Genomic DNA, 8845 nt, shown 5'->3' on the forward strand with positions numbered 1-8845 from the left:
CACGTTTGCCCATCCAAAAAACCTCCAAAAATGTTTTTGAAGTGATTCAGAAAATTCAAACGCTGTCAAATATGGCGACGCGACGCACTAGTTTAGAAACTATAATCTTCTGCCTAGCCGTATGTCTCTAGAGTTTGCGCGCCTCCTTCTGTTTTCAGATAGCCTCTACTGCCTTCTTCGGGAGATCGCGAAACTGACCTGTGACCGCGTGCAGCTCTGGATTTTTTATGCGCCTGCATCGACGCCATGGGATCGGATCCGCGCCTGGAAGACTTCGAAATACGATATCGGATTTCGGAACTGCCGACTTGATCCAGATCAGGAATCGCGCGCTGATTTCTCTGTATGAGAAACAGGTGGTTAGAGGGAATCCCATGCAAGAGGAGCTATAAGATGAAGTTCAAGACAATTGCGAGCCTGACCGCCCTAGTCGGCGCTGCCGCCACGTCTGGCATGGCGCAGGTCGGGGAAATCCCGGACCGTTACGGTTCGTATGCTCACGAACATGGCATGATGTGGGGCGACAGCCAATGGGGTGGTTTTGGCATGTTTCTCGGGCCAGTTTTTATGATTCTGATCTTGGTCGGAATCGTTGCGGGGGTCATCTATCTTATGCGGCAGTTCGGCGGGCCCGGACTGGCTGGAAACGGTCATGCTGCGCATGACCGGGCTATCGTGCTCCTCAAGGAAAGGTACGCAAAGGGCGAGATCGACTCCAAGGAATTCGAGGAACGCAAGAAATTGCTGGCTGACTGATCTGGATCTGCGGCCAGAGTTTCCCCAGCGCCTGTCTAGGCTGGGGCCGCCCCTTTTGCCGCCTACTGAACTGCGGTCAAAATTGTGAAATGTGTTTACTATTAAGGACCCATCTCGAGGGTTTTTGCATCTTCCTAACCCCATCCCGGCATCGAAAGGCCAAAATGAAACGACGCCACTTCCTGACTTCATCGTCCGCAATGCTTGGGGCCGCGGGGGCCCTTTCGCAGCTGCCCACCCGGCGCGCCTTTGCCCAATCAAAGGCTCCCTTGACGCGTCTATCGATGCCGCCGCTTCTCGACACCCGGGCGACCGGTCGCTTGGCTCTGACGACAAGCGCCGGGAGCACCAGTTTTCTCGGAGGCGCCACTACGCCCACGGCTGGGTTCAATCAGGACTATCTGGGGCCGACCATCGTCGTTCAAAACGGCGAGCTGGCCGCTGAGGTGAAAAACACGCTCGGTGATCCCATCAGCGCGCACTGGCACGGCCTTTTGGTGCCGGGAGAGCATGACGGCGGACCACATCTTCCTATTGCGACTGGCGAGACATGGCGTCCAGAGATGGTAATTGCGCAGGATCCGGCAACGGTCTGGTATCACTCGCATATCCACGAACAAACTGCAGAGCAGGTGTATTTTGGGCTGGCCGGGGTCATCCACGTGAGGGACGGGCAGGACGATGCTCGCGGCCTGCCGTCTGCCTACGGCATCGACGATTTAACGCTGGTTCTGCAGGACCGCCGGTTCGATGCGGCGGGTCGAATGGTCTATTCCGCCTCAAGGATGGACGTGATGCACGGCTTCTCCGGCAATCGGATGCTCGTAAACGGCCAGGCAGGCGCAACGGCGGTCGTGCCAAAAGGGATCACGCGCTTGCGTCTGCTCAACGGCTCGAACGCCCGCATTTACACGCTGTTCTTCGATGACGCGCGCCCAATGCATCTGGTGGCAACAGATGGCGGCTTCCTGCCAGCGCCGGTAGCGCTGGACACGCTTCGCCTTGCCCCGGGCGAACGGGCGGAGATCCTTGTCGATTTTTCGGGTGGCGACGCTCCCATATTGATGAGCGATCCGGGCCAGTCCTATGGGATTCTGCAGTTCGCGACCGATACGACGCTGCCTACGCGCATCGGCCGCCTGCCAGAGCAACTGGACGGTGTGCTCGAAGACCTGTTGGGAGCTGAGGTAAACACCAGGCAGGTCTCGCTGGATATGGGCATGGGTGGGATGATGAGAGGAGGTGGCTTTGCGATCAACGGGCGTCCTTTCGACATGCGCCGTATAGATTTCGAAGTCGCCCTCGGTTCCGTCGAACGCTGGCATGTTCGCAGCACGATGCTTGCCCACCCGCTCCACGTCCATGGCGTCCGGTTCAGGGTGGTGAGCGAGAATGGTGCGCCGCCACGACCGGAAAACATCGGCTGGAAGGATACTGTGCTCGTTCCGGGAGAAGCCGATCTCCTCGCCCGTTTTGACCAACCCGCCAGCCGCGAGACACCGTTCATGTTCCACTGCCATATCCTTGAACACGAAGATGCTGGTATGATGGGTCAGTTCACCGTGACCTGAAGTCCGCGCCGCGCGGACCGCAACACAGAAGCTCCGACAATGCCAATGACCGAGTCCATTCTTGCCGCCGAACCGCAACTTCGCCTTGCAGTGTTTCTAGGCGTTTTGGTGGTGATGGCCTCTTGGGAACTCGCTGCGCCGCGGCGACGGCAGGAAATCCCACGATTGATCCGCTGGACGAACAATCTGGCATTAGTGGTGGTTGATACGATCTTGTTGCGATTAAGTTTTCCAATCCTTGCGGTCGGATTGGCGGTGATGGCAGAGAGCCAGGGCTGGGGTCTGTTTAATATCATCGACGTTCCCGGCTGGGGTGCAATCCTCGTCTCTGTGATCGTTTTTGATCTGGTCATCTATCTACAGCACGTGATGTTCCATGCTGTCCCCGCGCTCTGGCGGTTGCACCGAATGCATCACGCGGATCTCGAGTTTGACGTGACCACGGGCTTGCGCTTTCACCCGGTCGAAATTCTGCTGTCGATGGGGATCAAGTTGGCGGTGGTCGTGGCATTGGGGCCACCCGCCGTCGCGGTGTTGATCTTCGAGGTTCTGTTGAACGCAACTGCGATGTTCAATCACTCCAACATCCGGCTGCCGACGCTTGTGGACCGAGTCCTCCGCTTGATCGTGGTCACACCTGACATGCATCGCGTCCATCACTCGATCCGACCGGAAGAAACGAACAGTAATTTTGGCTTTAACCTCCCTTGGTGGGACAGGCTACTCGGCACGTACAAGGCGCAGCCGGCAGCAGGGCATGAGGGAATGTCGATCGGGATCGAGCAATTTCGCACAAGGCGCGAACTGTGGCTCGACCGGATGCTGGTTCAGCCGGTTAAAGGCCCGGCAAGCGGCTATCCGATCAACCGTGAGACGGAAGAGAAGCTTTGAGCGCACAGCGCCGGCCCTTTGGTCAGCCGTTATGGAGCGCCTGCGATCGAGGGAAATCTACAGTTCGTGAAAATACCAATCGTCTGATGCGACACTACTTGGCCTAGCTGGCCCGAAGCTGCATATTTGGGCTCCGACGGAATCAATATGTGAACAGTCAGGCGCTGGAGTTCTGCAGATACATTACGACGGTTTCGGCTGGCATCTTAAACCCGCGCCCGTCGGAAACACGCTCAGTGCTAATCGGGTACTTTGGTCTGTTGGGATTGATTGCCACAATCCGGTAGAGGTCTCCACGCAATCTGAAGGGCCGTCCATAGTCAGATGGTTCAAGGCCAAAATGTGGAGCAAGGACTTCAAAAAGGGCTTTGTCCGGGGAATAGATCGCGCCGTCTGGCATCGGAATACCGACGCGGAAGCTGATGTCAAAACCATGACGCAAGTCGATGTCACTCAGCTCCCCGCCTTCAACCGTCAACCCGTGCGTCTCCGCCACCTTTAGACACGCTTGCATCATGTCCCGGCGCAGTTTCTCACAGAGCGGGGGCGTCAGATTGCGCGGGGGTGGTACTTTAGTGTTTGTTTGGGCCGGTGGCTTTGCCACTGGAGGCCGCTGCTTTGTCTTGTTTTTTTTCACATCAAAGCCTTTGCTTTATAAACAGTGCCCCGCGATATTCCCATGTCACGTGCGATTTCCGTAGGCGACATGCCCTCTGACAGCTTCGCCTGAATGGTGGCCATATCGATTTTCGGGAGGCGGCCGCGATACACGCCACGCTGCTTGGCAGCGAGAATGCCCTCGGCTTGCCGCTCACGCCGCAGATTTGTCTCGAACTCGGCAAAAACACCGAGCATGTCAAAGAAGGCCTTTCCCGTGGCGTTTGAGGTGTCCACTGGCTGCTCTGTTGCGGCCAGATGCGCGCCCTTGGACTTCAGCTGGGCGACGATTGTCTGCAGGTCACTGAGGCTGCGGGCCAGCCGATCGATACGGGTGACCACCAGAGTCTCACCTGAGTGGATGAAGTCGAGGATCGTCCTAAGCTCGGCCCGCCCCTCAAGGCTGGCACCACTCTTTTGCTCGGTGCGGACCATGCCACACCCGGCTGCTTTCAGGGCGGCAATCTGCGCATCGAGGTTCTGATCCGCAGTCGAGGTCTGCGCATATCCGATTTTGGCCTGATAAGTGTTCATTTTGGGTGTGCCCTCGACATGGCTTGTTCATTATCGAGAAATCGGCCCAAAGTGAACACAAAAGTGGATTGCTCTAGTGTCATTGAAGGTGTCCCCATGGGTAGACCCATGATGACACTTCATCTCTCCCGAACCCAGTGTGAGGTTCGTCGTAGTTTCTGCTTCTGCAGTTTGGAGAATTGTTCGGCGATAGCGTCGGCATGGATCTCGATGTGATCCCAATCGACGTATCCACCCTCTTTGGCCCATTCATGTTCCGCGTGGTTTTTATCTGTACGTGCCTCCTTGAAAACCTCGTACATTGGCGGGCCTCCAATGTCCTCCGGTGGTGTTGCCCACTGACCAGCAACAAAACGTGGCTGCAGTTCATTCGGCTCAACCGAACGCTTTGAAACGAGTTCGACGCGATGCACCCAGTCATCCCCAAAATCGTAGGTATAGATCACAGGCGGCACCTTGCTGTTCAAAAAGAAGTCCAGCCTCTTCGTGGTGACCTCCATCAAAGGCGGGCCGAACATCGGTTCGATCCAGAACTCTTCGCTTTTCATCTGGTATTTCCGGTCGCCAATCTCGAAATCCCACAGATGCATGTCGTTCCACAGGAAGGCCGCCTGAATGGCGTCATGCAGATGCGGCAGGGTCTTGTCCGACCGGATCTCGATTTCACGCCACGGTGCGGGGTCGACATACCCAAGGGTGATTTTCAAACACAGGACTTGGGGTTCTTTCTTCGCCATGAGTGCCTTTATGCGGCCATGGGTTCGAAATCGATCCGCTTTTCCAGATCGACCTCGAACCGGCCATAGGGGTTGATGTGGAGGTGGATGAGCGGGAAAAGGCCGCGATAGTCCTCGGGGGACAGACGCGCGACCACGTCGGGGTTGCGCAAGACAGATTGCATCATCCGGGTGTTCACGTAGACCAGAGATGATTGCAGCAGCTGTAGCGCATGGGCAGCGGTTTCCTGATCTCGCACACGGTTGGTGGCGATCTTACCGCCTTTGCCGAAGAACACAAAGCTATTGGTGCTGTTCCAGTTCGCGACGACATTCAGCCCCTCGTGAATTTCCCGACGGAACGCCTCAGAGCGCAGGTAGCGGCATAGGAAGATCGTTTTGATGGCGCGACCCAGTTCGGCGAGCGCCTTGTAGGTAGGGTGCATCACATCTGAACGTGCGAACCGGCGCAAGATGGCCTCAGGGTCCGCCGTCCCGTGCTGGCTGGCCGCCGCGTATTTGACCATTTCGTCATACTGACGTTCAATTTCGTCCCAATCAACAACACCTGACAGGATGGGCAGCAGATTGGGCAGTTGCCCTCGCATGCCCGCACTGGGAAGGGCAAGCTTCTGACGCGCGATGGCTTTCAGACGGGGTGCAAGCTCAAAGACCAGAAGGTGACAGAAGGCAAAGCCAACGGCGTTTTGGCCGTGGCTGTCGACATACTGTCTTTGGATTTCCATATCCGTGCAGTGCCGCAGAACGCCTTCGATCATGGCGGCGACCTCAGAGGATGAGCAGCGCTTCAGTTGGGAATAGATGCAGGTCGCTTGCCGCTCGACATGCCAGTAGATCATGACGCCGCACCCGCCATAGCGTGCGTGCCATTCGGTCATCAGGTTGAGATCCCACGCCCGGAACTTGGTTGAATCCACTGCGCAAGTCGTGCCTGGCGGTCCCCAGACATCTGGATTTCGGACTGCAAGCGTCGCATTGGAAACTTGCGCACAGGCCGCCTTCAAAGCAGCAGGATCAATATACCGCCTCCGAATGTGCAAGAGCTCATCATAGCTGACATCGGGTGAACCAGCGGCTACGCGTTTCAAGCCCGCATTCGGGCCCAAACCATAGAGGCAGCGCAGCAAGCGCTGATCCCGAAGTGTCGGAGGAAGCGCCTCCCGGCTGGCCGAGGTTTGAAAGCCGTTTAAGAAACCGGTGTCGAGGGCCGTTTCCTTCAGAACATCAAGTAGGCCCGTCATTGGCCATGCTCGGGCGACCTCGGCCTTCAACGCACCCAGGCCGGGCGGCTGAGGAACCGGCGTCAACGGCGTAAGCGAAATAGGGTTCTCTCCACTCCACCTCAGGCGCACCTTGTCATTGTCGGGCAAGGTTGCATTCAGCAGGTGCAGCTCCCGTTCCAATTCTGCTTTCACACCTGCTACTGGGCTCTTCGCATCCTGCGACAAGCCCAGATCAGCGTAGTAGGTATCCCGGCGCGCATCCAGCGTACCCTTGGTCCGATGTTCTTCGATAACAGCATGTAGCCTGGCCGCGCCCGCGATAGGGTAAATGACATCTTCGATCCGACCGTCGGTCAGCTGTGATTTGCGATGCATCAGATAGCTGGCAAGAAGCCCCAACCGTCGCTCAAGCGCATGGCGACGCATCTCTGAGGCGGTTTCGCCCTCGACTTGCCGTGCGAGGCGCGAAACCCAACAGCGTTCAACGCCAACTAGAATATCAAGCGGAAGATTGAGCCCCTCGACAAAGGACACCCTCAGCGCCGCCCGCAACACGCTGTCTAACGATGCGGCACCAACATCGTCCTTCAGCCGCTGAAAACCCGTTTCCGCCAAAGGTTCAGAAAGCGCCCATTCCAACTGCTCAATAGTCTCGACCGATAGCTGTAATCCCACTTGCGCCAGAAAACCTTTGCGAAAATCACGACGGGACGCGTGGGCCAGGCGCTCCATGATTTTCTCCGAAGGAACAAAAACGCCCATTTGACAGGCTTGTGCATAGCCGCGCTCAACCCAATCCGCCAAGTTCAGGTCGCGACCGCCAAGGTGCTTCCCCATCCATGCCTGAAGTTTAGCGCGATCACGCTCAGATGCCCGGCGGACTCCAAGGAAACCCAAAATGCCCGCACGCTGGCGGCGGGCATTATAGCTGGCAAAGCTATAAGCAAGGCAGTCTTCAATACCAATTTGATCAGCAACATACTCGATCGCATCAGGATCAAACGCAGAACGGTCCTCAGGAAAATAGCCATGCTGGCGAAAGAAAAGCAGCTGGCACGCAACCATGACCCGGGACTTCGCTCCATACCGGCTCAGAAACTCGAAATCGGAATAGGAAAGCCCCCAAATAGTGGCAAATGCTTGCTCCGTCATGACACCTTCAGACGATAGCATCGTCCTGCATCAGGACAGCCCGTCAACCAGCGACTTGTTTCGCATATGTTCTCTCAAAAGCCCAAATATGCAGCTTCGGGCCAGCTAGGCCTACTTCCAAAAAGGGACGGATTTGTTGACACATAGGGAAGCCAAGCTGAGTGCTGTCGCCCAGACAGCTTAACGAACGACCCGAATGACGCTGGGATACGAAACGGCCGCCGAGCGTTTCAATGCAAGTGTTGCGTCGATCAATTGTGACCGCCGCTCAAAGCCGACCTTTGCTGCGGGATTCACCAAGGTCTGCTAAGCGGGAATTAACGACCTTTGAATTTCATGCCCAAGACAAAACAAACCTACGGTTCTCTATCCGTCTCCGTTCTCCAACCAGGCCCGTGCCCGATTGTCTGGGATCAGATTGGCCAGTCGTTCGTGATATAGTTCGATCTCATCCTCACTCAGTTGGCCTTCCCATTTCTTGGAGCTGGCGGAATCGAAGAAACTTTCATCAGAAATCCAAAACCCGGTGCCACCTACGGGCGCATAGTTCGCTGCGTTTGCCTTCATCGCACCAAAAGCCGTCGCTTCGGTGACAGCATCCAATAAGGCGGCGTCGGCATCAATATTAGCCGCTTTAGCCAGCCTCGCTACCGTGGTCCGCCCGTCCCGTATCATGTCAGAATAGTGAAAAAGCCGGAGGTCTGGAAATCTTCTTGAGAGAACCGTTTCCGTATAATGGTGGACCAATGTCGCGAGCGTATCACGATCAAAATCATTCACGTCTGACGCGCCCTCAAGAAATGCACGGATCGCCTGCGGAATTGGCGCGCGCATGATATGATCTTCCTCGGCATTCTTCATGTTTGCGGCATGCTTACGCAACGAAAAGAACACGTCGAGCGGATGGCGATAGACAGCAATGACGACGACATCTTGCCAAATCGGAAAGCCATCGCCAGGGGTGTGCGTCTTGACGACCCGCCGTCCTTTCTGCCCGGCGAGCGTGACAGAGACCTCTTTGGCCGAAATTCCTAAATCGGCATCAACCCAAGGTGACAGGATTGGCAGTTTTTGGGGCAGGTCCGGCCCTCCGTTGACGAGCATGGCAAGGATTGTCTGCGTCCAAGTCGTGCCGCATTTGGGGGGGGTGCAGACCAAGATATCGCCCTTGTTTGGCTTCCAGGTAGCCCAGCGGTCGGGATCAGTGATGTCGCCACGATAGCTTCGACCTGCCGGAGCGAGAATGGCTGTATCAGTGGACATGTTTGCTGGAGCTCCGCCCTTGTGAATGACTGCTCGTCTCTTTGGAACACTGTAGCACGCC

Annotated in this window: 8 protein-coding genes; 3 read left to right on the forward strand and 5 right to left on the reverse strand. The window is 56.5% G+C overall.

Annotated features, from left to right (window positions below):
- The first annotated feature begins 393 nt into the window (after positions 1-393).
- The 3 genes from AC221Y_RS16140 (at position 394) to AC221Y_RS16150 (ending at position 3218) form a co-directional block, all read left to right on the forward strand.
- Positions 394-756, forward strand: a complete 363-nt coding sequence (locus AC221Y_RS16140) for an SHOCT domain-containing protein (RefSeq protein ID WP_299755370.1) — start codon at positions 394-396, stop codon at positions 754-756.
- A 284-nt stretch (positions 757-1040) separates the two neighbouring features.
- Complete coding sequence (locus AC221Y_RS16145) at positions 1041-2327, forward strand: multicopper oxidase family protein (RefSeq protein WP_486707748.1); 1287 nt, start codon at positions 1041-1043, stop codon at positions 2325-2327.
- A 45-nt stretch (positions 2328-2372) separates the two neighbouring features.
- Positions 2373-3218 carry a sterol desaturase family protein gene (locus AC221Y_RS16150; RefSeq protein ID WP_299755364.1) on the forward strand — a complete coding sequence of 282 codons (846 nt, stop codon included), beginning with the start codon at positions 2373-2375 and terminating at the stop codon, positions 3216-3218.
- A 157-nt stretch (positions 3219-3375) separates the two neighbouring features.
- Here the strand turns inward: AC221Y_RS16150 and AC221Y_RS16155 are convergent, their stop codons facing one another.
- The 5 genes from AC221Y_RS16155 to AC221Y_RS16175 form a co-directional block, all read right to left on the reverse strand.
- Positions 3376-3714: a hypothetical protein gene (locus AC221Y_RS16155; protein WP_299755361.1), complete on the reverse strand. Its 339-nt coding sequence runs from the start codon at positions 3712-3714 to the stop codon at positions 3376-3378.
- Positions 3715-3851: 137 nt separating this feature from the next.
- A complete protein-coding gene (locus AC221Y_RS16160; protein ID WP_299755359.1) occupies positions 3852-4409 on the reverse strand; it encodes a recombinase family protein in 558 nt (185 codons plus the stop codon).
- A 119-nt stretch (positions 4410-4528) separates the two neighbouring features.
- The gene (locus AC221Y_RS16165; protein ID WP_299755355.1) at positions 4529-5146 is read right to left on the reverse strand and encodes a plasmid pRiA4b ORF-3 family protein; all 618 of its coding nucleotides are present in this window, start codon (positions 5144-5146) and stop codon (positions 4529-4531) included.
- 8 nt (positions 5147-5154) lie between these two features.
- Complete coding sequence (locus AC221Y_RS16170) at positions 5155-7521, reverse strand: Tn3 family transposase (RefSeq protein WP_486707749.1); 2367 nt, start codon at positions 7519-7521, stop codon at positions 5155-5157.
- A 366-nt stretch (positions 7522-7887) separates the two neighbouring features.
- On the reverse strand, positions 7888-8784 hold the full coding sequence (locus AC221Y_RS16175; RefSeq protein ID WP_299755349.1) for a sulfotransferase domain-containing protein: 897 nt from the start codon (positions 8782-8784) through the stop codon (positions 7888-7890).
- Positions 8785-8845: the final 61 nt, after the last annotated feature.

Source organism: Boseongicola sp., assembly GCF_057460485.1.

What these genes read in the sequence shown, in the direction of transcription:
- AC221Y_RS16140 (WP_299755370.1), top strand. Translation starts at nt 394, where the DNA reads ATGAAGTTCAAGACAATTGCGAGCCTGACCGCCCTAGTCGGCGCTGCC.
- AC221Y_RS16145 (WP_486707748.1), top strand. Translation starts at nt 1,041, where the DNA reads ATGCCGCCGCTTCTCGACACCCGGGCGACCGGTCGCTTGGCTCTGACG.
- AC221Y_RS16150 (WP_299755364.1), top strand. Translation starts at nt 2,373, where the DNA reads ATGACCGAGTCCATTCTTGCCGCCGAACCGCAACTTCGCCTTGCAGTG.
- AC221Y_RS16160 (WP_299755359.1), bottom strand. Translation starts at nt 4,409, where the DNA reads ATGAACACTTATCAGGCCAAAATCGGATATGCGCAGACCTCGACTGCG.
- AC221Y_RS16165 (WP_299755355.1), bottom strand. Translation starts at nt 5,146, where the DNA reads ATGGCGAAGAAAGAACCCCAAGTCCTGTGTTTGAAAATCACCCTTGGG.
- AC221Y_RS16170 (WP_486707749.1), bottom strand. Translation starts at nt 7,521, where the DNA reads ATGACGGAGCAAGCATTTGCCACTATTTGGGGGCTTTCCTATTCCGAT.
- AC221Y_RS16175 (WP_299755349.1), bottom strand. Translation starts at nt 8,784, where the DNA reads ATGTCCACTGATACAGCCATTCTCGCTCCGGCAGGTCGAAGCTATCGT.